Annotated in this window: 19 protein-coding genes; 11 read left to right on the forward strand and 8 right to left on the reverse strand. The window is 52.2% G+C overall.

Going from position 1 to position 24,354, the window contains the following annotated elements; all coding sequences use genetic code 11:
- Positions 1–9 precede the first annotated feature (9 nt).
- Together rcsD and rcsB are read left to right on the forward strand one after the other, a co-directional pair.
- Complete coding sequence (rcsD, locus tag MYB54_RS15890; protein ID WP_205568754.1) at positions 10–2,694, forward strand: phosphotransferase RcsD; 2,685 nt, start codon at positions 10–12, stop codon at positions 2,692–2,694.
- A gap of 8 nt (positions 2,695–2,702) precedes the next feature.
- Positions 2,703–3,353, forward strand: coding sequence for a response regulator transcription factor RcsB (gene rcsB, locus MYB54_RS15895; RefSeq protein ID WP_005976164.1), 651 nt, complete (start codon positions 2,703–2,705; stop codon positions 3,351–3,353).
- Between the two features lie 37 nt (positions 3,354–3,390).
- On the opposite strand, the gene rcsC is transcribed toward rcsB, so the two are convergent.
- Together rcsC and gyrA are read right to left on the reverse strand one after the other, a co-directional pair.
- Positions 3,391–6,198, reverse strand: coding sequence for a two-component system sensor histidine kinase RcsC (gene rcsC / locus MYB54_RS15900; RefSeq protein ID WP_248721050.1), 2,808 nt, complete (start codon positions 6,196–6,198; stop codon positions 3,391–3,393).
- Positions 6,199–6,361: 163 nt separating this feature from the next.
- Positions 6,362–9,001 (reverse strand): DNA topoisomerase (ATP-hydrolyzing) subunit A, encoded by a 2,640-nt coding sequence (gene gyrA, locus MYB54_RS15905; protein ID WP_014914571.1) that lies wholly within the window; start codon positions 8,999–9,001, stop codon positions 6,362–6,364.
- A gap of 284 nt (positions 9,002–9,285) precedes the next feature.
- On the opposite strand from gyrA, the gene ubiG reads away from it, so the two are divergent.
- From ubiG to MYB54_RS15935, 6 genes are all read left to right on the forward strand, one after another.
- Positions 9,286–10,005: a bifunctional 2-polyprenyl-6-hydroxyphenol methylase/3-demethylubiquinol 3-O-methyltransferase UbiG gene (ubiG, locus tag MYB54_RS15910; protein ID WP_014914570.1), complete on the forward strand. Its 720-nt coding sequence runs from the start codon at positions 9,286–9,288 to the stop codon at positions 10,003–10,005.
- Positions 10,006–10,354: 349 nt separating this feature from the next.
- On the forward strand, positions 10,355–12,640 hold the full coding sequence (gene nrdA / locus MYB54_RS15915; protein ID WP_014914569.1) for a class 1a ribonucleoside-diphosphate reductase subunit alpha: 2,286 nt from the start codon (positions 10,355–10,357) through the stop codon (positions 12,638–12,640).
- A 122-nt stretch (positions 12,641–12,762) separates the two neighbouring features.
- On the forward strand, positions 12,763–13,893 hold the full coding sequence (gene nrdB / locus MYB54_RS15920; RefSeq protein ID WP_014700796.1) for a class Ia ribonucleoside-diphosphate reductase subunit beta: 1,131 nt from the start codon (positions 12,763–12,765) through the stop codon (positions 13,891–13,893).
- 3 nt (positions 13,894–13,896) lie between these two features.
- Positions 13,897–14,157: a class I ribonucleotide reductase maintenance protein YfaE gene (yfaE, locus tag MYB54_RS15925; protein ID WP_010284079.1), complete on the forward strand. Its 261-nt coding sequence runs from the start codon at positions 13,897–13,899 to the stop codon at positions 14,155–14,157.
- Between the two features lie 141 nt (positions 14,158–14,298).
- Positions 14,299–15,213 (forward strand): SPFH domain-containing protein, encoded by a 915-nt coding sequence (locus MYB54_RS15930; RefSeq protein ID WP_104213329.1) that lies wholly within the window; start codon positions 14,299–14,301, stop codon positions 15,211–15,213.
- The gene (locus MYB54_RS15935; protein ID WP_014914568.1) at positions 15,213–15,668 is read left to right on the forward strand and encodes an NfeD family protein; all 456 of its coding nucleotides are present in this window, start codon (positions 15,213–15,215) and stop codon (positions 15,666–15,668) included. The genes MYB54_RS15930 and MYB54_RS15935 overlap by 1 nt, the downstream gene beginning before the upstream one ends.
- A gap of 36 nt (positions 15,669–15,704) precedes the next feature.
- On the opposite strand, the gene cueR is transcribed toward MYB54_RS15935, so the two are convergent.
- Positions 15,705–16,112, reverse strand: a complete 408-nt coding sequence (cueR, locus tag MYB54_RS15940) for a Cu(I)-responsive transcriptional regulator (protein ID WP_010284076.1) — start codon at positions 16,110–16,112, stop codon at positions 15,705–15,707.
- A 117-nt stretch (positions 16,113–16,229) separates the two neighbouring features.
- Here cueR and copA point away from each other — a divergent pair, with 117 nt between their 5' ends.
- A complete protein-coding gene (gene copA, locus MYB54_RS15945) occupies positions 16,230–18,953 on the forward strand; it encodes a copper-exporting P-type ATPase CopA (protein WP_014914567.1) in 2,724 nt (907 codons plus the stop codon).
- A 95-nt stretch (positions 18,954–19,048) separates the two neighbouring features.
- Here the strand turns inward: copA and MYB54_RS15950 are convergent, their stop codons facing one another.
- Both MYB54_RS15950 and MYB54_RS15955 read right to left on the reverse strand, forming a co-directional pair.
- The gene (locus MYB54_RS15950; protein ID WP_014914566.1) at positions 19,049–19,480 is read right to left on the reverse strand and encodes a type II toxin-antitoxin system HicB family antitoxin; all 432 of its coding nucleotides are present in this window, start codon (positions 19,478–19,480) and stop codon (positions 19,049–19,051) included.
- Between the two features lie 22 nt (positions 19,481–19,502).
- Positions 19,503–19,685, reverse strand: coding sequence for a type II toxin-antitoxin system HicA family toxin (locus tag MYB54_RS15955; protein ID WP_039485998.1), 183 nt, complete (start codon positions 19,683–19,685; stop codon positions 19,503–19,505).
- Positions 19,686–19,871: 186 nt separating this feature from the next.
- On the opposite strand from MYB54_RS15955, the gene MYB54_RS15960 reads away from it, so the two are divergent.
- Together MYB54_RS15960 and ybaK are read left to right on the forward strand one after the other, a co-directional pair.
- Positions 19,872–20,690: a TraB/GumN family protein gene (locus MYB54_RS15960; protein WP_205533538.1), complete on the forward strand. Its 819-nt coding sequence runs from the start codon at positions 19,872–19,874 to the stop codon at positions 20,688–20,690.
- Positions 20,691–20,759: 69 nt separating this feature from the next.
- Positions 20,760–21,239, forward strand: coding sequence for a Cys-tRNA(Pro)/Cys-tRNA(Cys) deacylase YbaK (gene ybaK / locus MYB54_RS15965; protein ID WP_014914564.1), 480 nt, complete (start codon positions 20,760–20,762; stop codon positions 21,237–21,239).
- Between the two features lie 233 nt (positions 21,240–21,472).
- On the opposite strand, the gene MYB54_RS15970 is transcribed toward ybaK, so the two are convergent.
- The 3 genes from MYB54_RS15970 to MYB54_RS15980 form a co-directional block, all read right to left on the reverse strand.
- Positions 21,473–22,855 (reverse strand): glycoside hydrolase family 28 protein, encoded by a 1,383-nt coding sequence (locus MYB54_RS15970; RefSeq protein ID WP_014914563.1) that lies wholly within the window; start codon positions 22,853–22,855, stop codon positions 21,473–21,475.
- Positions 22,856–23,136: 281 nt separating this feature from the next.
- Positions 23,137–24,123 (reverse strand): GTPase, encoded by a 987-nt coding sequence (gene yjiA, locus MYB54_RS15975; RefSeq protein ID WP_039516455.1) that lies wholly within the window; start codon positions 24,121–24,123, stop codon positions 23,137–23,139.
- Positions 24,124–24,139: 16 nt separating this feature from the next.
- Positions 24,140–24,343 (reverse strand): YbdD/YjiX family protein, encoded by a 204-nt coding sequence (locus MYB54_RS15980; protein WP_005976130.1) that lies wholly within the window; start codon positions 24,341–24,343, stop codon positions 24,140–24,142.
- Positions 24,344–24,354: the final 11 nt, after the last annotated feature.

Here is a 24,354-nt window from a genome sequence, read left to right on the forward strand (position 1 = left end):
CGTTAATTGATGCCAGCCATGATCCTGCGTTATTTTTCACTCCTTACCGTGCTCTCGCTCCTGATTACCGGAACGTTTGGCTATAACTACATCAACGATTTGCTGGCGGACAAAAAACACTCGCTGACGACCATTGCTCAGGGCATACAAAAACGCGTCGATACCTATCGTTTTTTCACCTATCAAATATACGGCAGCCTGAACAGCGAGCCAGCCGCGAGCGACACCAACATTACCGCCATTAATTTAATGCCGAATGTTTTCTACGTAGAAAAAAACGGTCAGAAAACGGACGCACTGATTTTTGGGCAACACGATAAAGGGACACTGACCTCGGTTCGCCGGATATCACGTTATCTTGATATTCTCTGGGGAGCGGAGAATAGCGTCTATTCCATGTATTACCTGAACGGTATCGACAACAGCCTGACGATGATTTCCACGCAGACGCTGAAAGATATCTCCTCGCAGTTCCGTGGTAATTACATTACGGTCATCGCCGAAGCCCGCCGGACGGAAATGCTGCAACAGGCGAATATATTAGACGAACGCGAAAGTTTTTCCCCGCTGCGTAAATTACGCTTCTATAACGACTACTATTTTACGCTGCGCACCACATTCAACCAGCCGGGTCATCTGGCGACGATTCTGGCGTTCGATTTACCGATTAACGATTTAATCCCAGACACCATTCCGCGTGAGCATCTTATGCTGAAGCCGGATACGCCGGCGGCCAGCAATATGGACAACAATAATGGTGAAGGCTCGGCTGACGTTCAGCTTCATGGCTCGAATCTTGAAATCTCCGCCACGCTCGTCAATGCACCGATAAAAATCGTTTTTCAGGTGCCAGTAAAAGCCCTGATTATTGATTCATTGCGTAATAACGTCTGGCTTCTGCTGCTGAATCTGGTTCTGCTGAGTTTGTCCGTCGTCGGATTTTATCTTTTCCGTCGGCAGTATGCGCATCCCGGCGAGGATGTCTCTCGCCAGTTGGAAAAGACGCTGAATATTTACCGCGAAACCACGGGCAGAATCCCAATGGGCGTGCTGGTTTATGATTTCAGCAACAATAAAGTCGTCATACAGAATGAGCGCGCAGAGCAGTTGCTTCCGCACCTGAGCCTGCAAAAAATCACCAATATGGCGGACGAACATCAGGGCGTCATTCAGGTCACGATTAATAATGAGATGTATGAAATACGCCAAATCCGCAGCCGATATTCGCCTGACTATTGCCTCTTCCTGCTGCGTGAACAGGATAAAGAGATTCTGGTACAGCGCAAACTGCTGCTCGCCCAGCGTGAATACGAAAAGAATATTCATGCCAGAAAACGGTTATTCCAAAACCTGCTCAGCGAATTCAAACAGCCGCTGATTTCACTACGGCAGCATATTCATGCGCTACGCCACAGCGAGACAGCAACCGTACCGACACCCACGCTGGATCAGCTAACGGCGGATACCCGCTGCGCGATTGAGCTGCTGGAAAATATTGCCTTGCACGAAAAGCTGGAAGCGCAGGAATGGAACGTGGTTAACGAGAGTTTTTCACTGCTGACGGCTATCGACCATGTTCTCCTTGAGCTGCTGCCACGATTGAATCAAAAAGGTTTGACCCTATTCCATCATTACAATCTGGATATGAATCAAACCTACGTGGGCGATGCCGAGCTGTTGAAAAAGACGCTGGCGCTGTTGCTGAATTATTCGGTGACCAATACGGATTACGGCAAGATTACGGTATCGATTGATAGAAAAAATAATGAGTCAGATACGCTGATTATTCAGATCAGCGATACGGGAACGAATGTTTCAGGCAAAGAACAGGAAAATATTCGACACCCTTTCCTGCATCCTGCGACGTCCGATCGTTTCGGACAAAATTCAGGATTGACCTTATTTTTGTGCAATCAACTCTGTAATAAACTGGGCGGCGCGTTAGCTATCAACAGTAAGGCCGGATTAGGCACACACTATATTCTGACGCTAAAACTGGAGCCGGAAGCGCTTCCCGTTGAGGAAGAAAAACTGCTGGATGGTATTACCGTTCTGCTGGATGTGACGTCTGATGAAGTACAGCATATTGTCGGCAATATGCTGACGGGCTGGGGCGCGAATTATCTGGTTAGTGATGAACGCCAGATTAATCAGGAAGCAGATATCTGCATGACTGACGACCCGGAGAAAAAAGCAGATTATACGCTGCTGTTGAGTCATGACGATGACACAGTAACGCCTTTGGGCCCGCGCCGTTTGCGGGTGAATTATAATATCAGCCACCTCCTGCTGGAGGCATTACTTAAGCTGATTGAGCTACAACTGGAAACATCACCCGATGCGCTACAGGAAGGGGAACCGGATAATGTCGAATTTTACGCCGCACAATTAGCAGCAAGCGACTATTATTCGCTGTTCGTGGAGACAGTACCGGATGATTTAAAGAGGCTGTATACTGAAGTGGAAGCAGGCGATTTTCCGTCGCTTTCGCAGACGGCACACCGGCTGAAAGGCGTGTTTGCCATGCTTAATCTGCATCCTGGCAAGCAGTTGTGTGAACAGCTTGAACAGCATATTACCGCGCATGATAGTGAACAGATCGAGGCTAACCTTCATGAAATTGAGAGGTTTGTCAGTGCATTACTATCCCCAGCAGAACCTAAAGGGCAGCAAGGTAGCCAACAAGATGAGTAACCAAAACGATGAGTAACTTAAACGTAATTATTGCCGACGACCATCCTATTGTTCTTTTTGGCATCAAAAAATCGCTTGAGCAGATTGAATGGGTCAATGTGGTTGGCGAATTTGAAGACTCAACAGCGCTGATCAATAACCTACCTAAGCTGGACGCTAATGTTTTAATCACCGATTTATCCATGCCAGGCGATAAATACGGCGATGGTATTACCCTCATTAAATACATTAAGCGCCATTTTCCTCACCTTTCTATTATTGTTCTTACCATGAACAATAATCCGGCAATTCTGAGCGCAGTGCTGGATTTGGATATCGAAGGCATCGTACTGAAACAGGGTGCGCCGACCGATTTACCCAAAGCGCTGGCTGCCCTGCAAAAAGGGAAGAAATTCACGCCGGACAGCGTATCCAAAGTGCTGGAGAAAATCAGCGCCAGCGGCTACGGCGACAAACGCCTGTCCCCGAAAGAAAGTGAAGTGCTGCGCTTGTTTGCAGAAGGCTTTTTGGTTACCGAAATCGCCAAAAAACTGAATCGCAGCATCAAAACGATCAGTAGCCAGAAGAAGTCAGCCATGACCAAGCTGGGCGTCGAGAACGATATCGCCCTGCTGAATTACCTGTCCTCCGTTAACGGCGGCGCGACGCAGGTAGACTAAGGATGTCCTCTCCTGCACCAGCAGCCGCTGGTGCAGGTTATTCCTCAGAAGTTCTCGCCTGACGCACCACATTACTGTAATGCGCTAACGCCTGCTGCAACGTATCCAGCGTAACCGGTTTTGACAAACAGTGGTCCATCCCAGCACCAAGGCAACGCTCTCTTTCTTCCGCCAACGCATTTGCCGTTACGCCGATAACCGGGAAACGTAACCCCTGCTCGCGCATACGTCGTGTGAACAAATAACCATCCATATTCGGCATGTTGACATCCGTCAGCACGATATCGATGTGGTTTTTACTCAATACGCCCAGTGCGTCCACGCCATCATTCGCCGTCATCGCCTGATAGCCCAGAGAACTGAGCTGATCCGCCAGCAGTCGACGGTTGATGGGGTGATCGTCAACCACCAGAATCATAATGTCGCCATTCTCAGCCCGTACGTAGCTGGTCAGCGGCGGTGAAATCTCGATGCGATGTCTGTCCTCGCTTTCTGAGCGATAGATTTTCTCCAGCAAATCCGGCAGATGTTGAGGCGTGGACGTCCCTTGCACCCAGTGCCCATCGCTCACTTCCTGCGCTAACCCGTTATGCGAGCCACTCATCACGATATGCGCCCGAACGGTAACGTCCTCTTCTGACGCGTAATCGCTAATCATCACATCATCAGGCGACACGGTTTGATTCTGATAACGCGCCACCTGCAACCCTTGATCCTGCAACAGCGTCAGCAGATAAGCCTCCAGCCGGGCATTGCGTATTCTCAACCAGCACGTTTTCCCTTGCAGACTGGCATTGATCGCCGCTGGGGCATAGTGCGCTTTATACAACGGAATTCTGACGCCAAACAGGCTACCGAGCCCCGGCTCCGATTCGATGGTAATGTCTCCATCCATCAGATTGACCAGCTTTTCACAAATCGCCAGCCCTAAGCCCGTGCCCTGAAAATGGCGCTGAACACCACTTCCGGCCTGGAAGAACGGGTCAAACAGCTTCACCGCCTCGCGAGGTTGAATCCCCACGCCGGTATCACGCACCACAAATTCCAGATAACCATCGCGGCAGCCGACTTCGAAAATAATGCAGCCCGTGTCCGTAAATTTGATGGCGTTACTCAGCAGGTTAGATAACACCTGCTGCAAACGTACGGGATCGCCGAACAGGCTGACCGGCACATTCGGATCGATAAAGCAGTACAGCGTCAGGCGTTTCTTGACCACCAGCGGGAGGTAGTTGCTGGTGATGTGGCTGATGACTTCATGCGGCGCAAACTCACACGCTTCAATCTTCAACTGCTCCGACTCAATCTTGGAAAAATCGAGGATATCGCTGATGATTTTCAGCAGTAGTGAGGAAGAGTTGTTCATCGCGGCAACCAGACGATTGGCATCCTGCGGCAGCGATTTGGTTTGCAGTAAATCGAGGTTACCGATAATCCCGTACAGCGGCGTACGCAATTCATGGCTGACGGTGGCAAGGAACATCGATTTAGACTGACTTGCCTGCTCGGCGGCATTCGCCATTTCCTGTAGCGATTCTTCCATTTTGACGCGCGCGCTGACATCCAGCAGCACACAAATCGCCACGTTTTCATTACGATAGCGCGAATGGACAAAGCTGATTTGCAGGTGATGATTGCGGCTGGTCATGACATCCACAAACTTGGACTGCTGCTCGCAAATGATGCGGGTAATGCGCAGCCTATCCTCGTGGGTAAGCAGGTTGAGATAGTTGTGCGCCAGTTCGTTACTGAGGATGTTCGTGCCGTCATTAATACGCAGGATACAAATGCCTACCGGTGCCGATGCGACAATCTTGCGGTTAAACTGCTCGTTTTCTTCCAACTGGAACGCATTCACTTCCGCTGGCAACAGCATTTTCCGCTCAAACACCAGCGCCAATACAAACAGCAAGATAGCCGATAGCATATTCAGCACCAGCATGTTGATCATCAAGGCGCTGATATGGGAGAGCAGCACCTTCAACGGCAGCGAATACACGATGCTGAATGACGTCGGCGGCAGCGACTTCTTCAGAATGAGTTCATCATACCCATTCACATAGCCAAAATAATTATGATCGGAGGGATAGCCGTCTACCGAAGAAGCGTAACGCTCTTTATCATCGGAAAACTGCAAAACAACCTGATTATATTGATCCAGCAGCCGGGCACTGATCGGAAATTTACCCATGGTGACGAAATCATCCAGACGAATCGTCTGTTCAATCCCCATGATGACTTCCAGCTTGTTATCCACATAAATCGGCGTCAGCGCATATAAATAGCCGACATCGGGGATCGAAGCGGGGGTAATCCAATAGATCGTTTCATCGCGTCCGCTTTGGGTGCGACTCTTCTTCTGATCCTGGAACCGATCCTGCACATTTTTAAGCAAGTTATCACGGTCGAGTGACTGGTTACGGATGCCAAAATCAACCATACAGCGCCGATCGCCACCGACAAAAAAGACCCGGTTAAGATCGTAGACGGCAGAGAAATTATCCTGCCAGCCGTTGAAAAAATGGCTCAATGAAAGCAGCGCCGCATTCCCACCATATTGTGTGGAACAGGTTGCGCCGGGAGCCAGCGCATAAACGGAGACACCGGGGCCCCCTTCCGCTGGCGGCTCTGCCTTTTCTCTTGCCAGCATCAGGCGATTTGCCGCCAGATACTGGAGTTCACGCACAATATCCGACGCATGTCGGATGTAACCCTGCGACTGATCAAAGCTGAGGTTATACTCCTGCCGCAGCTCTGATTCTTTTTCATTCAATACTTTAGTGACATAAAAAACGGATATCAGCGCGCCCAATACCCACAGCATGACCGCCAGAACCCGAAACAAATAGCGGGACACCTTTAATGTGGTATGGAATGAGGCGAGATATTTCAAATGGATACCGTTGAATAATGGAAGAACCAGTTGGCTGATACACTACCGAGAGTCGATAAAAAAAGCCAGCGCATCGCGCTGGCTTACCCTACTCATTCCGGTTTAATGGAAAGGCTTATTCGTCATCTTCAGCGATATCATCATCGCCATCAATGTCGTCGATAGCATCATCGTCTTCGGCAACTTCGCCTTCAACTTTTACCACGCCATCCAGCTCTTCATCTTCTACCGGCTCGGCAACGCGTTGCAGGCCGACAACATGTTCGTCTTCCGCCGTACGAATCAGCGTAACACCCTGCGTGTTACGGCCAACGATACTGACTTCAGACACGCGCGTCCGCACCAGCGTTCCCGCATCGGTGATCATCATGATCTGGTCTGCGGCATCAACCTGAACCGCGCCAACCACTTTACCGTTACGTTCGCTGACCTTGATAGAGATAACCCCTTTCGTCGCACGCGACTTGGTCGGATACTCGCTCACGGCAGTACGCTTACCAAAGCCATTTTGCGTGACGGTCAGGATATCGCCTTCGCCGCGAGGAATGATCAGAGAAACGACGCGATCTTCGCCTTGCAGATTGATACCACGGACGCCCGTTGCCGTACGGCCCATGGAACGCACCGCCTGCTCGGAGAAGCGAACCACTTTGCCTTCCGCAGAGAACAGCATCGCTTCATCGCTACCGTCGGTCAGGTCAACGCCAATCAGCTCGTCACCTTCATTCAGGTTAACCGCGATGATCCCCGCACTACGTGGACGGCTGAATTCCGTCAGCGCCGTTTTCTTCACGGTACCGCTCGCGGTTGCCATGAAGATATGGCGACCTTCTTCGTATTCACGCACTGGCAGAATCGCGGTGATACGCTCATCGGCCTCAAGCGGCAGCAGGTTGACGATCGGACGGCCGCGCGCACCACGGCTGGCTTCCGGCAATTGATACACCTTCATCCAGTACAGACGGCCACGGCTGGAGAAGCACAGAATCGTATCGTGGGTGTTGGCCACCAGCAGACGATCAATAAAGTCTTCTTCTTTTATACGTGCGGCAGACTTACCTTTACCGCCACGGCGCTGTGCTTCGTAATCGCTCAGCGGCTGATACTTCACGTAACCTTGGTGAGACAGCGTGACGACAACATCTTCCTGATTGATCAGGTCTTCGATGTTGATGTCAGCGGTGTTCGCCGTGATTTCCGTACGACGTTCGTCGCTGTATTGCGTTTTGATCGCTTCCAGCTCTTCGCGGATGACTTCCATCAGGCGCTCAGGGCTATTGAGGATATAAAGCAGCTCGGCAATTTCCGCCAACAGCGCTTTATATTCATCCAGCAGCTTCTCGTGCTCCATGCCGGTCAGTTTCTGCAAACGCAGATCCAGAATCGCCTGCGCCTGCTGTTCCGTCAGGTAGTAGCGACCGTCACGGATGCCGAACTCCGGCTCCAGCCACTCAGGACGCGCGGCATCATCGCCCGCACGTTCCAGCATCGCCGCCACGCTGCCCAGTTCCCACGCCTGTGCGATCAGCGAGGCTTTCGCTTCAGCAGGTGACGGCGCACGGCGAATCAGTTCGATAATTGGATCGATGTTCGCCAGCGCAATCGCCAGACCTTCCAGGATATGGGCACGGTCACGGGCTTTACGCAGTTCAAAAATGGTACGACGCGTCACCACTTCGCGGCGGTGGCGCACAAACGCAACCAGAATGTCTTTCAGCGGCATGATCTTCGGCTGGCCCTGATGCAGAGCGACCATGTTGATGCCGAATGACGTCTGAAGCTGCGTCTGGGAATACAGATTATTCAGGACCACTTCGCCTACGGCGTCACGCTTAATCTCGATGACGATACGCATACCGTCTTTATCGGATTCGTCACGCAGTGCGCTAATGCCTTCAATACGCTTATCTTTGACCAGCTCGGCAATTTTCTCGATCAGGCGCGCTTTGTTCACCTGATACGGAATTTCATGCACGATGATGGTTTCACGTCCGGTTTTCGCGTCCGCTTCCACTTCAGCACGCGCACGGATATAAATTTTACCGCGCCCAGTGCGATAAGCTTCTTCAATGCCGCGTCGGCCATTGATGATCGCCGCCGTTGGGAAATCCGGGCCTTTGATGTGTTCCATCAACCCTTCAAGGGTGATGTTTTCATCGTCGATATATGCCAGACAGCCGTTCACCACTTCCGTCAGGTTGTGCGGTGGAATGTTCGTTGCCATCCCGACGGCGATACCGGAAGAACCGTTAACCAGCAGGTTGGGAATACGCGTTGGCATGACGTCAGGAATCTGCTCGGTGCCGTCATAGTTCGGCACAAAATCGACCGTCTCTTTTTCGAGATCGGCCAGCAGTTCATGAGCAATTTTCGACATGCGAATTTCGGTATAACGCATTGCCGCCGCGGAGTCGCCGTCAATCGAACCGAAGTTGCCCTGACCATCGACCAACATGTAACGCAGTGAGAAAGGCTGCGCCATACGTACGATGGTTTCATAAACGGCAGAGTCGCCGTGTGGGTGGTATTTACCGATGACATCCCCGACGACACGGGCGGATTTTTTATACGGTTTGTTCCAGTCGTTACCCAGTACGCTCATCGCATACAGTACGCGGCGGTGTACCGGTTTCAGTCCATCTCGAACATCTGGTAATGCACGCCCGACAATAACGGACATCGCATAATCCAGATACGAGCTTTTCAGCTCTTCTTCAATGTTGACCGGTGTGATTTCTCTGGCAAGGTCGCTCATGGAGCCGCTATCCCTCTATTTAGGCATCTACCCGTGTTCAGAAAAGTGAACCGTTCAGATAAGGTGAACTGTTCAAAAGGTGAAAAATTATATCACAAAGCGCCGTTTCGGGGGAAACTCCCTTCCGCTCTGAACAGACGGTTTTCCCAATGAACGTTACCTTGCAGAGAAAAGCACCTTGTTGAGAAAAGTATCCCGCGGAGAAAAGCGACACCGCTGCACGTTGCAGCGCGAAGGGAGTATACTCGCGGCAGTATAAAGATGACGAAAGGCAGTGATGACACATGAATGTAGAAAATCAAACTCCGAACGTTGACCATCAGGAGATTGCCAAATTTGAGGCTATCGCTTCACGCTGGTGGGATTTAGAAGGTGAATTCAAACCCTTGCACCGCATTAATCCGCTGCGTCTGGGCTATATTTCACAGCACGCGGAAGGCCTGTTTGGCAAGAAAGTGCTAGATGTCGGCTGCGGCGGCGGCATTTTGGCCGAAAGCATGGCGCGTGAAGGCGCGGACGTCACCGGGCTCGATATGGGCGCAGAACCGTTGCAAGTCGCGCGTTTACATGCACTAGAAAGCGGTGTCGCCGTCGATTACGTGCAGGAAACGGTAGAAGCGCATGCACACGCGCATCCGGGCCTCTACGATGTCGTCACCTGCATGGAAATGCTGGAGCACGTGCCTGACCCGCAATCCGTGGTGCAGGCCTGCGCTAAGCTGGTCAAGCCAGGTGGGCACGTCTTTTTCTCCACCATCAACCGCAATGCAAAAGCGTGGATGATGGCCGTTATCGGTGCTGAGTACGTGCTAAAAATGGTGCCGCGTGGCACGCACGACATTAAGAAGTTCATTCGACCAGCAGAACTGATGCACTGGGTTGACAGTACACCACTGCGTGAAAAGCATATCACCGGGCTGCACTACAACCCGCTGACGGACCATTTTAAACTGGGTCCAAACGTGGATGTGAACTACATGCTGCACACTCGCCACGATAAATAGAACCGATTAAGAATACTCTTAAAAGTTGCGTGGTTTTTCACCGCGCAATTTTCCAGGTTTTACCTGAAAAACCAACAAAATGACCACGACTTATTTTTTTTACAGAATATTGACATCCTCTTAGCCCTTACAAAATCAGGATTTCGAGAAACCAACGGTTCGGCAACCTGAAATTAACACCAAAATCAAGCCTTGTACTCAAACGAATCCAGACTAGAATACTCACCATGTAGTAGCCATTTATTAAAAAATATCTATATCTAGTATTTATCCACAGAGTTAGTCACAGAGGCATTTCTGTGAATAAACAGGGGATATTTTTTATTTTCACCAACAGGTAAATCCCAACATGAACCAGAGCTTGCTCGTTACCAAACGCGATGGCAGTAAAGAAAAGATCAATTTGGATAAAATCCACCGCGTCATTACCTGGGCCGCAGAAGGTTTACACAATGTCTCCGTTTCTCAGGTGGAACTGCGTTCTCACATTCAGTTTTATGACAGCATCAAAACCTCTGATATCCATGAAACCATCATTAAGGCCGCAGCCGATCTGATCTCGCGCGAAAGCCCGGATTATCAATATCTGGCTGCGCGTCTGGCTATCTTCCATCTGCGTAAGAAAGCCTACGGCCAGTTTGAGCCGCCAGCTCTGCTGACTCACGTCACCAAGATGGTAGAACTGGGTAAGTACGACAAACACCTGCTGGAAGACTACAGCCCGGAAGAATTCGCCCAGATGGACGCTTTCATCGATCACTGGCGTGACATGAATTTCTCCTATGCGGCGGTAAAACAGCTGGAAGGGAAATACCTGGTACAAAACCGCGTCACCGGTGATATCTACGAAAGCGCCCAGTTCCTGTACATTCTGGTCGCTGCCTGCCTGTTCTCCGGCTACCCACGTGAGACGCGTCTGGATTACGTTAAACGTTTTTATGACGCGATCTCTACGTTCAAAATTTCTCTGCCGACGCCAATCATGGCGGGCGTGCGTACGCCAACGCGTCAATTCAGCTCTTGCGTGCTGATCGAATGTGGCGACAGCCTGGATTCCATCAACGCGACCTCCAGCGCGATCGTAAAATACGTTTCCCAGCGTGCCGGTATCGGCATCAATGCGGGCCGCATTCGTGCGCTCGGCAGCCCAATTCGCGGTGGTGAAGCCTTCCATACCGGCTGTATTCCTTTCTATAAACACTTCCAGACAGCAGTGAAGTCCTGCTCTCAGGGCGGCGTACGCGGCGGGGCTGCCACGCTGTTCTATCCGCTGTGGCATCTGGAAGTGGAAAGCCTGCTGGTGCTGAAAAACAACCGTGGCGTAGAAGGCAACCGCGTTCGTCACCTCGACTACGGCGTGCAGTTGAACAAACTGATGTATCAACGTCTGGTAAAAGGTGAAGACATCACGCTGTTCAGCCCGTCTGACGTACCCGGACTGTACGATGCCTTCTTCGCCGATCAGGATGAATTCGAGCGCCTGTATGTGCAATATGAGCAGGATGACAGCATCCGCAAACAGCGCATCAAAGCGGTCGAACTGTTCTCCCTGATGATGCAGGAACGTGCTTCTACGGGCCGCATCTATATTCAGAACGTTGACCACTGCAACACGCATAGCCCGTTCGATCCGCAAATTGCACCCGTTCGCCAGTCCAACCTGTGTCTGGAAATCGCACTGCCGACCAAGCCGCTGAACGACGTGAATGATGAAAACGGTGAAATCGCGCTGTGTACGCTGTCGGCTTTCAACCTCGGAGCCATCAACAGCTTAGACGATCTGGAAGAGCTAGCGACGCTGGCCGTGCGCGCGCTGGATGCCCTGCTGGATTATCAGGATTACCCGATTACCGCGGCAGAGCGTGGTGCGATGGGTCGCCGCACGCTGGGTATTGGCGTGATCAACTTCGCGTACTATCTGGCGAAAAATGGCGTGCGTTACTCCGACGGCAGCGCCAACGGCCTGACACACAAAACGTTTGAAGCGATTCAATACTATCTGTTGAAGGCGTCGAATGTGCTGGCACGCGAACAAGGTGCTTGCCCGTGGTTCAATGAAACCACCTATTCGCAGGGTATTCTGCCTATCGATACCTATAAGCGCGATCTGGATGCGATCTGTAACGAACCGCTGCATCTCGACTGGGAAGCGCTGCGTAACGACATCAAAGCGTACGGTCTGCGTAACTCCACGCTGTCTGCGCTGATGCCGTCTGAGACGTCATCTCAGATCTCCAACGCCACCAACGGTATTGAACCACCGCGCGGCCATATCAGCGTCAAGGCATCCAAAGACGGCATTCTGCGCCAGGTTGTGCCAGAGTACGAAACGCTGAAAGATGCTTACGAACTGCTGTGGGATATGCCAAATAACGACGGCTATCTGCAACTGGTGGGTCTGATGCAGAAGTTTGTCGATCAGGCGATTTCCTCCAACACCAATTACGATCCGTCACGTTTCCCATCAGGTCGAGTACCGATGAAACAGCTGCTGAAAGATCTGGTCACGGCCTACAAATTCGGTGTTAAAACTCTGTATTACCAAAACACCCGTGACGGCGCTGAAGACGTACAAGATGACCTATTGGCAGAACCGCAGGACGACGGCTGCGAAGGCGGCGCGTGTAAGATTTAAGCCAATAATGAAAGGCTGCCGATGCAGCCTTTCATCTTTTATAGCAGGCGTCGCTGCCCGCCCCTTATGGGCCTTCACACGCGGCGTTAAAAAATGCTCACGGCATTTTTTTGGAGAGACTCATGGCCTACACCACTTTTTCACAGAACAAGAATGACCAGTTGCTCGAACCGATGTTCTTCGGTCAGTCAGTTAACGTGGCGCGTTTCGATCAGCAAAAGTATGAAATTTTCGAAAAGCTAATCGAAAAACAGCTGTCCTTCTTCTGGCGTCCAGAAGAAGTTGACGTGTCGCGCGATCGCATCGACTATCAGGCGCTGCCCGATCATGAAAAGCATATCTTCATCAGCAACCTGAAATACCAAACGCTGCTGGATTCCATTCAGGGACGTAGCCCGAACGTGGCGCTACTGCCGCTGATTTCTATCCCTGAGCTGGAAACCTGGGTGGAAACCTGGGCATTCTCGGAAACCATTCACTCACGCTCCTACACGCACATCATTCGTAATATCGTGAACGATCCGTCGCTGGTGTTTGACGATATCGTAACGAACGAAGAGATTCTGAAACGTGCCAAGGATATCTCCGGTTACTACGACTCGCTGATTGAGATGACCAGCTACTACCATCTGCTGGGTGAAGGGACACATCAGGTTAATGGCAAGACCGTGACCGTGAATCTGCATACGCTGAAAAAGCAGCTGTATATTTGTTTGATGAGCGTGAACGCGCTGGAAGCGATTCGCTTCTACGTCAGCTTCGCCTGTTCCTTCGCTTTTGCAGAACGCGAACTGATGGAAGGCAACGCCAAAATCATCAAGCTGATTGCCCGTGATGAAGCGCTGCACCTGACCGGCACGCAGCACATGCTGAACCTGATGCGTTCTGGCCATGACGACCCAGAAATGGCGCAGATTGCCGAAGAGTGTCAGCAAGAGTGTTATGACCTGTTCGTGCTTGCTGCTCAGCAAGAAAAAGAGTGGGCTGAATACCTGTTCCGCGACGGCTCAATGATTGGTCTGAACAAAGATATTCTGTGCCAGTACGTGGAATACATCACCAACATCCGCATGCAGGCGGTTGGGCTACCGCTGCCGTTCCAGACGCGCACCAATCCCATCCCGTGGATCAACGCCTGGCTGGTGTCCGATAACGTACAGGTCGCGCCACAAGAAGTTGAGGTCAGTTCCTATCTGGTCGGTCAGATCGATTCAGAAATCAGCGACGATGACCTGAGCGATTTCCAGCTGTAATCGATGAGCAATCCAACGATCACGCTGCGCACATCCGGTGCGCAGTTTTCCTGTTCAGACGACGGCCCTTCCCTGCTGGATGTGCTGGAATCTAACCGCGTCAGCATTGAATATCAGTGCCGCTCCGGCTATTGCGGCTCCTGTCGGCTGCGTCTGGTAAAAGGCAGAGTAGCGTATCGCCAAACCCCGCTGGCCTGCATCCAACAGGATGAAATCCTCCCCTGCTGCTGTATGCCGCAGGGCGACATCGAACTCGATATTTAGCCCCGTTCTTCCCCATAGGCTAATCTCCCTATCGCTCGCGCTGGCGGGCGTATTTCCTGCCCGCTTTCATACTCAAGTGAGTTACACTATCCGCTGAAATCGTCTTTCGACTGAAATAAAACAACCTGGAGGTTTTAAAACATGCTCACCGTCATTCCTATTTTGATCTTTGTTGCACTTATCATCGTCTGGTCAGGCATCAAAATCGTACCTCAGGGATATCAATGGACTGTGGAACGGTTTGGTCGCTATACCAAAACGTTGATGCCGGGGCTGAATCTGGTCGTGCCGTTTATGGATCGTATCGGCCGCAAAATTAATATGATGGAACAGGTGCTGGATATTCCCTCTCAGGAAATTATCTCTCGCGATAATGCCAATGTAGCCATTGATGCCGTCTGTTTTATTCAGGTCATTGATCCCGCACGGGCCGCCTATGAAGTCAGCAATCTGGAACAGGCTATCGTAAACCTCACCATGACCAACTTCCGTACGGTGCTGGGTTCCATGGAGCTGGATGAGATGCTGTCTCAGCGCGATAGCATTAACACCCGCCTGCTGCACATTGTTGATGAAGCCACTAACCCGTGGGGCATTAAAATCACCCGTATTGAGATCCGTGACGTACGCCCGCCAGCAGAACTGATTGCTGCGATGAACGCGCAGATGAAAGCGGAACGTAACAAACGCGCCGATATTCTGGAAGCCGAAGGGGTACGTCAGGCCGCGATCCTGAAAGCCGAAGGGGAAAAACAGTCACAGATCCTGAAAGCAGAAGGCTTGCGTCAGTCCGCGTTCCTGGAGGCCGAAGCGCGTGAGCGTGCGGCAGAAGCGGAAGCACAGGCGACCAAAATGGTATCCGAAGCCATCGCAGCAGGTAACATTCAGGCAATTAACTACTTTGTTGCACAGAAATATACTGATGCGTTGCAGCAGATTGGTTCTTCTAATAACAGCAAAGTGATCATGATGCCGCTGGAAGCCAGCAACCTGATGGGGGCCATCGGTGGGATTACGGAGCTGATTAAAGACAGCAAAGATAGCCGAGGTCAATAATGGGCATTGAACTGGTGATGGAAAATGCGCACTGGTTCTGGCTGTCGCTCGGCGGTCTGCTGTTAGCCGCCGAAATGCTGGGCGCCAGTGGCTATTTACTGTGGAGCGGCTTATCGGCGGTATTGGTTGGGCTACTAACGTGGGTCATGCCGATGGGCTGGCCATGGCAGGGAACGATTTTTGCCATTCTGACGATCGTTACTGCACTGCTCTGGTGGTATTGGCTGCGCAAACGGACGCTGTCACGCCCGCAATCGACACTCAACCAGCGCGGGCAGCAGTTGATTGGCCTGCGCGCTACGCTGACCGATCCGGTGATCAACGGTTTCGGCCGGGTAAACATCGGTGACAGCAGCTGGCGCGTGAAATCAGAACAGGATCTGCCCGTCGGTACGCATGTTGAAGTGATTGCCATTGATGGTATCACGCTGCATGTGCGACCGGTTGAGCGCTAACATAACGCATTATTGGGGGAGCCTGTCTCCCCTTTATCACTCTTTTCTCTTTTGACAACAGCCCGCCAGATTATTGATTATCGGACAGTCTGCTCCCCCATCTCCCGGACACTGTTCGGCCAGCGCCAGCAAATGTTCACGCATCGTTTTCAGCTCTTCGATATGCATCTCGATTTCCTGCACTTTCTGCAAGGTTCGCGCTTTGACATCCGCACTTCGCCGCAGCGGATCGTTAAATAACGTCACCAGCTCTCGGCATTCATCCAGATTAAAACCAACCTGACGCGCCTGGCGCAGCAGCGTCAGCTCTTCGACGTGATGATCATCGTAGCTGCGGTAACCATTTTCAGAACGCAGCGGCGTAGTCAGAAGTTCTTTCTCTTCATAGAAGCGAATGGTTTTACTGCTAAGACCGGTTTTTTTCGCAACATCACTGATATTCATGATTTCCCCCTTGACCCTCCCCTTGCTAGAAGGTTTACCTTACCCAATAACTAGTAGAAATCAGATGGCCGGTCAATGTCTTTCGCCGCCGGCTGTGATCACGGGAGAAAAATTACTATGTCACAAACTGTCTTGTTGTCATTGCAGGGACTGACCTGCGGACACTGTGTCCAACGCGTTAAAAAAGCATTGGACGCGCTGCCTGCGGTCGAACAAACCGACGTTACCCAACAGTACGCCAGCGTCAGCGGCGACGTTGATTCGCAGACGTTGATCGATACCATTGAACAGGCTGGCTACGAAGCACAGCTTGCTACTACGCCAGATGTGTCCCTCCAGCTTTCCGGGCTGAGCTGCAACCACTGCGTCGCCGCGACACGTAAAGTGCTGGAAGCCCTTCCCGGCGTTGTGGCGACGGATGTCACCAAAGAGCAAGCAACCGTGTATGGCAACGTTGAGGCCTCGACACTAATTAGTGCCATTGAAGAAGCCGGCTATCACGCCAGCGTGCAGGAGAACGCTCACCCAAAAACTGAGCCGCTGGCACAGGTAGCGACAACGCCGGAAGCGCTGCCAGCGGCCGAGAGTACTCTTCCGGCAACGACAATACACGCCACCCGCGATGACGACAGCGTGCAGCTCCTGCTTCAGGGCATGAGCTGCGCCAGCTGCGTAAACCGCGTACAGACAGCGCTGCAAAACGTCAGCGGCGTCACGCAGGCGCGCGTCAATCTGGCCGAACGCAGTGCGTTGGTCAGCGGTCATGCCGAGCCGGAAGCGCTGATTGCTGCCGTTGAGCAAGCGGGCTATGGCGCGGAAATTATTCAGGACGAAGAAGAACGCCGCGCGCGCCAGCAGCAAAGCTCTCAGCAGGCTATTCGCCGTTTCCAATGGCAGGCCGCGCTGGGATTACTGCTCGGTGTACCGCTAATGCTGTGGGGCGTGCTGGGCGGCAGCATGAGTCTGACGCCAGAAAGCCAAACGCCGTGGCTGGTCATCGGTATTTTGACGCTGGCGGTGATGGTGTTCGCTGGCAGTCATTTTTACCGTAACGCCTGGCGCAGCCTGAAAAATGGCACGGCAACCATGGATACACTGGTCGCGCTGGGAACGGGTGCAGCCTGGCTTTACTCTATTACCGTTAACCTGTGGCCGGATCTTTTCCCGATGGCGGCGCGTCACCTTTACTATGAAGCCAGCGCCATGATCATCGGTTTAATCAACCTCGGTCATGCGCTGGAACAACGCGCTCGTCAGCGCTCTTCTCGTGCGCTGGAACGGCTGCTAGATTTGACGCCGCCCACTGCCCGCGTCGTGACGCCGGAAGGTGAGAAATCCATTCCGCTGTCCGACGTACAGTCCGGCATGACGCTGCGCCTGACAACCGGCGATCGTATTCCTGTCGACGGTGAGATTTTGCAAGGTGAAGTGTGGGTAGATGAAGCCATGCTGACTGGGGAACCGATCCCGCAATCCAAAACGTCCGGTGATACGGTTCACGCCGGCACGCTGGTTTCCGACGGCAGCGTGCTCTTTCGGGCGGACGCGATCGGCAACCAAACTACCCTATCGCGAATCATACGACTGGTCAGGCAGGCGCAAAGCAGCAAACCCGCTATCGGCCAGCTAGCGGATCGTATTTCTGCCGTGTTTGTTCCCGTCGTTGTGGCCATCGCGCTTCTCAGCGGCGCGATCTGGTTCTTCGTGGGGCCACAGCCGCAGATTGTCTACACGCTCATTATCGTCACGACCGTCCTGATTATTGCCTGCCCCTGTGCGCTAGGGCTGGCAACGCCGATGTCGATTATTTCCGGCGTCGGACGGGCAGCGGAGTTTGGCGTGCTGGTGCGGGATGCCGATGCTTTACAGCAGGCCAGCAAGCTGGATGTGCTGGTGTTTGACAAAACCGGTACGCTAACCGAAGGACAGCCTCGCGTCGTGGCAGTTCATACTTTCGGTGACGTAATGGAAGCACAGGCGCTGACCTGGGCGGCTTCGCTGGAGCAAGGCTCGAATCACCCGCTGGCAAAAGCGATTCTTGAACGCGCAGAAAATCTGCCGCTCGCCCCAACCGAGCAGTTCCGTACGCTGCGCGGTCTCGGCGTCAGCGGCAAGATCGGAGACGCCGACCTGCTGTTGGGGAATCCAGCCCTGCTCAAACAGCATCAGGTCGATATCACCGCAGGCGAAGCGCTGATCAATGAACAGGCTCAGCAAGGCATCACGCCGGTACTGCTTGCGGCGAATGGTCACATCATTGCGGTGTTATCTATCCACGATCCGCTGCGAGCGGATAGCGTCAGCGCCTTGCAACGCCTCCACCAGCAGGGCTATCAGTTAGTCATGCTAACGGGGGATAACCCGCTCACGGCGAAAAGCATCGCGAAAGACGCGGGTATCGATCAGGTGATTGCCGGGGTGCTGCCAGACGGCAAAGCGGAAGCCATCAAAAAGCTACAGGCTCAGGGCAAACGTGTGGCGATGATTGGCGACGGCATCAACGATGCGCCAGCACTGGCGCAGGCCGATGTCGGTATTGCGATGGGCGGCGGCAGCGATATTGCGATTGAAACCGCCGCCATCACGCTGATGCGCCATAGCCTGCACGGCGTCGCCGATGCGCTGGCGCTCTCCAATGCCACGCTGCGCAATATGAAGCAAAACCTGCTGGGCGCGTTTATCTATAACTCGCTGGGGATTCCAATTGCCGCGGGCGTACTCTATCCGCTGACGGGAACGCTACTCAGCCCAGTGGTAGCAGGTGCCGCGATGGCGCTCTCCTCCATCACGGTGGTCAGCAACGCCAACCGCCTGCTGCGTTTTAAACCTAAACATCAGTAATGCAAACGCGGCACGTCTCAACAACGTGCCGCGTTTTCCTTTGCCGAACACCGTCACAATATTTATCGCTGGCAACCAGACCTATTCCACCGCGCTCACTCCAGTTCATGGCGTGCAGCTTCTGCCAAAAAATGGCTGCGATCGCGATAAGTACCCGGCTGCTCTCGCACGCGATTATCAATACGCTGTATCAACGTATCGGGAAGAGAAATGTTCAATCGCTGTGGCTTTCCCTCAAAAGCCGATAGATCGACATCCAGCACGAACCAACTATCGTAGTCCGCAAAATCTGGCATCGCCGCATAGATGAGGTATCCAGCGTCATTAAGTCGTCTAATGTCCAGATTTCCACGGCTCACGGCTTCATCAATAAGGGTTAAAATCGCTTCCCGCGCCATACGTGCAATCTCTTGTTGGCTGTCCGCCGCAGAGAAGCAGCCGTAATCATCAGTACACAATGCCGGAACGATCAGCCCATATGCCGTAGCATCATCTTTTGGCGTTTCTACACCGACTGAAAAAAACATATTGCCTCCGAAAAGGCGGGGATCAGATCCCCGCCATTTTTTTGATGGATTTGACAGTTCCAAGTGGTAAATCCTTTTTTGGATGCGGCACTGGAAACGTTTTTCCAGTAATAGGTGACCACCATATTTGGTGACTCCCGCCGTTATGCCGTTTGCACTCACAACCTGCCGCTGCCAGCTCCTTTATCAGGTCGGTTGATTTCATGTATCCTCCTAACCTGATTTTTATTATACACACCAATACACACTCATCAATATTTTACGCCTAGGGAGAATCGATAGGAAGTGAGTAATCAAACATGTAGGCTTCCGTGCCCTTAGGATTGGTATACCTTGTATTGTTCCGCGTCTAGCGTTTAGCATAGTTATTCCACATCAGGAGACGGAATCAATGGGGCAACTGCTGCGTAGAATCGCGACTTTTCTTGGCTTTATCTCACCGCTGGCTTATGCCTACCCGGCGATAGACGTTCAGCTTGCCAATGAACGGCAGCTGCATCTGGTCGGTAGTATTCATATGGGTAGCAAAGATATGGCACCGCTGCCCGATACGCTGCTGCAACAGCTCCGGCAGGCGACCGCACTTATCGTCGAAGCTGATATATCCGATTCACATTCCCCTTTCGGCCACAGTGACGCCGAGCCGCCGCTCATGCAGCGCCTCAGCCCGGAAAACTACCACCAACTGCAAAAGATTTGTGAGTCGCTTTCTTTCGATGAGAGCAATATCAGTACGCTGCCGGCCTGGCAGGCCGCACTGATGTTGCAAGCGAGACAGGCGCAGCTGCTGGGCTTACGTCCCGACTACGGCATCGATTACCAGTTGATTAACGCCGCGAAATCTCACGGTATTCAGGTTATCGAACTGGAAGGTCAGCAGACGCAGGTTGATTTATTACAACAACTGCCGCAGGGCGGCCTGCTGTTGCTGGAAGATACAATTAAACACTGGCGCACCAACGCGCATTTACTACAAACGATGGTCGGTTGGTGGCTAGACAGCAGGCCCGGTAAATATACGCCGGATATCCCCGCGACTTTCAGCAATGAAATGACCGACCTGCTAATGGGGCAGCGTAATCGCCGCTGGCAACAGCAGCTTCAGGCGTTGCCACCCGGCAATTACGTTGTGGCCGTAGGCGCACTGCATCTGTATGGCGATGAGAATTTACCCACGCTGCTCAAAAACGGTCATACCGCAATTCCATGAAAAACACATTATGGCGCGTAGCCGCGTCCGCAAGATAAAGCCCGCTACAGGGTTAAGGATAGTGAAATCATGACACCCGCAGTCAATCTGCTCGAAAAGAACAAGGTCGCCTTTACGCTACACAGCTACCACCACGACAGCGACGAAACCAATTTTGGCGAAGAAGCGGCCAGAAAGCTGGGGCTGAATAAAGAACAGGTATATAAAACGCTGCTCGTTTCTCTGAATGGTGATGCGAAAAATCTCGCTGTGGCCGTCACGCCAGTCGCCGGCATGCTGGATCTCAAGAAAGTCGCTCGCGCGCTGTCGGCCAAAAAAGCCGATATGGCCGATCCAATCATCGCTCAGCGCGTAACAGGCTATCTGGTAGGTGGAATCAGCCCGCTGGGGCAAAAGAAACTGCTGCCGACCGTGATTGATGAACCGGCGCGCCAGTTCGGTACTATTTTCATTTCCGGTGGTAAACGTGGGTTGGATATTGAGCTGTCGGCTGACGATCTGGCACGCCTGCTGCGCGCCACTTTTGCCGATATCGCCAAGCATGATTAATGCCCGCCATTAAACGAACATAACCAGCCAGGCGATGTAGCATCAAAGCGAAGCAGATAGCAGAGGACTCCACGGCCAGTGTGTCCCCTGCTACCGCTTCATATACTCGTCATACTTCAAGTTGCATGTGCGTTGGCTGCTCTCAGTCACCCGAATCACTTACTTGAGTAAGCTCATCGGGATGCCTTCCCTTGCCGCCTTCCTGAAACTCGAATTATTTAGGGTATAATCGATTACTGATCGACTTTCGCCCCTTTATCCAACTGCATCACCGGGCCTTCTTTCACATTCAGCGTCAGGCCTTTGGTTTGAAGTTCCGCATTCCTTACGCGAATCCCTTTATCTGCATCAATGCGCACGTTATCAAAGTGGAAACCACTGAGCGGCGCTTCCGGTACGCCGATGATATACGCAGCAGCCTTGGTCTTACCGGTCGACTCCAGATTCTCGATCGTCACATTGCTGAAATGCGGCGTCTTGTACTGATCAAATGGCTGCGCTGGATCGGTATCCGGCGGGTAAATTTGCTCACCCATCGTGAAGCCGCCTTCGGCTAGCATCTTGTCTACTTCCGCCTGCACAATCGGCGCGGCTTTGTAGTAAGCGGCAAAGACCAGCGGGATTTCAACATCCACCATTTTGGTATTACGGTAAGTGATGTTTTTCACTTCACCGCCTTTACCACGCAGGGTTTTAATACGAATACCGTACATGGAACCTTCGAACTGGTTATTTTCGACCAGCACGTTATTCACACCACCGGAGGTTTCGCTGCCGATAGAGATGCCGCGCCCCTGCTTCAGAATGTTGTTGGCGATATAGATGTTATCCACGACGCCATTCGGAAAGCGGCTATCCGGCTTCTCGGCTTTTATCGCGATGTGGTCGTCATTACAGTCGATATAGTTGTTGGTGATACGGATATTCTGGCTGTCGATCGGGTCGATAGCATCGGTGTTTGGCGCATGCCACGGCGACAGAATCCGGGTACCGTTCACATCCACATCATGCGAGTAACGCATCACAACGTGGAAGCTCGGGGAATGTGTAAGCGTGACGCCGTCCACCAGCACGTTACTAGAGCTTTTGATATAAATCAGACGTGGGCGATCGGTACCGCCTTTCTTACCGGTTGCACGAATATTCTCGCGCCAGCGTTCCCACCAGACAGCACCTTGTCCATCAATCGTGCCCTGCCCAGTGATAGCCACATTCTGTGCATCGGCAATACTGATAAAGGGAAGCCAGCCATTTTCCGCTTCAGCGTACTTGGTTTTTTCCGTCGCGCGATACGCCGCTTCTTCGGTCGACGCAACGATGGTCGCATCTTTTGCCAGATCCAGTCTGATGTTACTTTTCAGGAACAGCGGATCGACCAGATAGTTACCGCGAGGAACGTGTACCGTTCCGCCGCCGGCCGCAGCACAATCATCAATAGCTTTCTGAAAAGCCTGGGTATTCAGTGCGATTTGTAGGCGGTGGCCTTCGGCCCCGTATTGCGTTACGTCACAGGTTTTATCGGGAAATTTCACTGAACTGGCCGCTTGTGCGGTACCCGCTTGAATACCCAACGTGATGCAGGAAGCCATTAATGACAGGGCAAGACCACTACGCATACTTAACCTCACTAAAAAATGAAATGTCGTTTTAATAAAATACCACTCCTATTCCATTAAAAAGCGAGAGCCGATCACGTTTTAGATGTATTCGTAATAATTACAATAAGGTAGGATTTTTTTAGTGCAATTGCCCTATTCACACCAAGAAAAATTACGTATGACAGAGGCCGACCTTGTCAGGCAGTGCATCACATAAACCGTGCAAGGGAGGTAGAAGAAAGTAGGACCGAGGGAAATCGTGCTGGCCTGAGAGACCAGCACAGAGAAGATAAATAGCGTTATGCCGTCAGGCGAGCGAAAGCGTCACGGATTTCCTGTTCAGGTAAATCCACACCGATAAACACCAGCACGCTCTTTCTTTCTTCATCAGGCTGCCATTCTCTGTCCCAGTCAGCGCTATACAAGCGCTGAACGCCCTGAAACAGCAGGCGGCGGTCATCACCGTTGATGGCCAGAATACCTTTATAACGCAGCAGATTATCGGAGAATTGCAGCAGCAGGTTTTCCATCACATCGGAAACAGACTGAAGCTCAACCGCCTTATCGAGATACACAACGATTGATTGCACATTATTTTGCGTAGGAGCAACAAAGCGAAATACTGGCGTTTTCACGTCCAGCTTGTCGCTGAGGACAAAACCGTCGATGTTAAACAGCACGCTCAGATCGATATCGCCATGTACCACAGGGTAGATCGGTGCACGCGCATTGATCCGCTGAAGACGCGGTAGCAGCGTTTCGTCTTCGGCTGCTACGTCGGTTTTGGTTAGCAGTATGCGGTCGGCATAGCCAATCTGCGACTGGGCGATGGTGAACTGATCGAGCTGTTGCTGCGCATGTACGGCATCCACCAGCGTGATAATCCCGTCCAGAACAAAGCGTTCACAGATAACATCATGCGAGAAGAAGGTCTGCGCCACCGGCCCTGGATCGGCCATACCTGTGCATTCAATGATGACGTGATCAAAATCCAACGTACCGTTATCCACGCCATCGACCAGATCGAGCAGCGCATCGGCCAGTTCATTAGACTGCGTGCAGCAGATACAGCCGTTGCTCAGCGTCGTAATCTGGCTGGCCCGTTCGCCGATTAACGTATTATCAATCGGGACTTCGCCGAATTCGTTCTCAATCACGGCAATCTTGTAGCCGTGCTCGGCATTCAGAATATGCCGTAATAAGGTCGTTTTTCCTGCACCGAGAAACCCGGTCAGAATCGTGACATACACGGGTTTAGTCACATCAGAGGATAAAGGTTGAGTCATAACAGGTCCCAAGTCGTTAACAGCAGCGCATCCCGCCTTTGCCGTCTCCACCGTAACGCGCCTGCTGGCGTTCGCGGAAGAATTCTTCGTACGTCATCGCAGGTTTATCGGGGTGATTAGTCTGCATATGCTGCACATAGGTATCATAATCTGGCATACCGACCAGCATACGCGCCGCCTGGCCCAAATATTTTCCTGCTTTTCCCAGATTGCCAAACATCATTACCTCCA

The sequence above is a fragment of the Pectobacterium nicotianae genome (assembly GCF_023272715.1).
GTDB lineage: Bacteria > Pseudomonadota > Gammaproteobacteria > Enterobacterales > Enterobacteriaceae > Pectobacterium > Pectobacterium brasiliense.